Origin of the sequence: Thermomonospora echinospora (assembly GCF_900108175.1) — a bacterium.
Lineage (GTDB): Bacteria > Actinomycetota > Actinomycetes > Streptosporangiales > Streptosporangiaceae > Thermomonospora > Thermomonospora echinospora.
Genome location: NZ_FNVO01000061.1, coordinates 1 through 1,586, shown reverse-complemented (window position 1 = coordinate 1,586; position 1,586 = coordinate 1). Strand labels below are relative to the sequence as shown.

The 1,586-nt window shown below is 70.6% G+C and carries 1 protein-coding gene; it reads left to right on the top strand.

All coding sequences use genetic code 11. The annotated features are described in order from the left end of the window. Nucleotides 1–56 precede the first annotated feature (56 nt). The gene (locus C4U03_RS39625; protein ID WP_327374534.1) at nucleotides 57–1,151 is read left to right on the top strand and encodes an IS110 family RNA-guided transposase; all 1,095 of its coding nucleotides are present in this window, start codon (nucleotides 57–59) and stop codon (nucleotides 1,149–1,151) included. Nucleotides 1,152–1,586: the final 435 nt, after the last annotated feature.

Below are 1,586 nucleotides of genomic sequence, written 5' to 3'. Positions count from 1 at the left end.
TTCTGATGCGATGAAGGGGCGGGGCCTCCGCTCCCCGTGACGCTTCCGCCGGGCGCATGCTCGGAGGTGGAGTCACAAGCCACCACGAGCAGGGGAGGCCCCTGATGAGTACAGGGTATGACGGCCGGCAGATCGTGGGAATGGATCTGCATCGGCGCCGGTCGGTGTTGGTACGGATGACGTCTGAGGGTCGGCGGCTGGGCAAGGCTCGCATCACGAACTCGCCGGCGGCGCTGCGGGCGGAGATCGCCAGGGCCGGTCGGCGGCCGAAGGTCGTGCTGGAGGCGACCTACGGGTGGTACTGGGCGGCCGACACCCTCGCGCTGGCCGGCGCGGAGGTGCACTTGGCGCATCCGCTGGGAGTCAAGGCGTTCTGCTACCGGCGGGTGAAGAACGACGAGCGGGACGCGGCCGATCTGGCCGACCTGCTGCGGATGGGGCGGCTGCCCGAAGCGTGGATCGCGCCGCAGGACGTGCGTGACCTGCGGGAGCTGACCCGGTACCGGTGCAAGCTGGTGGCCATGCGCACCAGTGCCAAGGACCAGGTGCACGCCGTGCTCGCCAAGCTGGGCATCCCGGTGCGCCATTCGGACCTGTTCGGGCCGGGCGGTGGCGCCTGGCTGGACGGGCTGGCGCTGCCGCAGCCCTACTGCGGCAAGGTCGCCTCGCTGCGGCAGCTGATCGAGGTCCACACCGGCGAGATCGGCCTGCTGGAGGAGGTCATCGCCGAACTGCTGGCCGGTCACGCCGGGTATCGCGCGATCCAGGCGCTGCCGGGGATCGGACCTGTGCTGGCCGCCGTCATCGTCGCCGAGATCGGCGACATCACCCGTTTTGACCGTCCGGAACGGCTGTGCTGCTGGGCTGGGCTGACGCCGCGGCACCGCGAGTCCGACCTCAAGGTCGCCCGTGGTCACATCACCAAGCAGGGATCGACGCTCCTGCGGTGGGCGTTGATCGAGGCGGTCCAAAAGCAGCCGGTAGGTTCCCCGGTCCGCGCGACCCGGGACCGCATCATCGCCCGCCGCGGAACACAAGCCCGTAACATCGCCAAGGTCGCTGCCGCCCGCCGGCTGCTCACCCTGGTCTTCTACGGCCTGCGCGACGGGCACGTCCGAGCCCTGCAGCACCCCGCCCGGGACGCGGCATGAGACGTTCCGGCCGCGGACCGGCGCGAGGTCGCCCGCAGGTCTGTTCCCCACTGGCGCCGGTGGCGTGAACGCGCTTCTGATTGCCCCCGCCGGATCCGCACGTCAAACGCCCCATGCCGCTCTCCGCCGCAGGCGGAGAGAACCGGGCGAAGGGATGACCGCAGCCGGACTGCCTCTCTCGGGAGACGACTGCGCCTGGGGCACGTGACTCACAACACCCACACCGTCCCGGCGATCATCAGTATCCGCCGGCCCGGTCGCCCGGCCGTCAAGGTCGTACGTCCACAGGCTTCGCCTGCGGGCGCTCCACCTTGACCCCGGACGCCGACCCGGCACGCCCTGAAACCGCCCGGGACCGGTAAGAAAACGAACTCACACACCACCGGCCACCACAGTCCACCCCTTGACCGGCCCCGCCCCTTCAGGGATGACCTG

Excerpts from the sequence above, each read along its gene's own strand:
- C4U03_RS39625 (WP_327374534.1), top strand. The coding sequence starts at position 57 with ATGCTCGGAGGTGGAGTCACAAGCCACCACGAGCAGGGGAGGCCCCTG.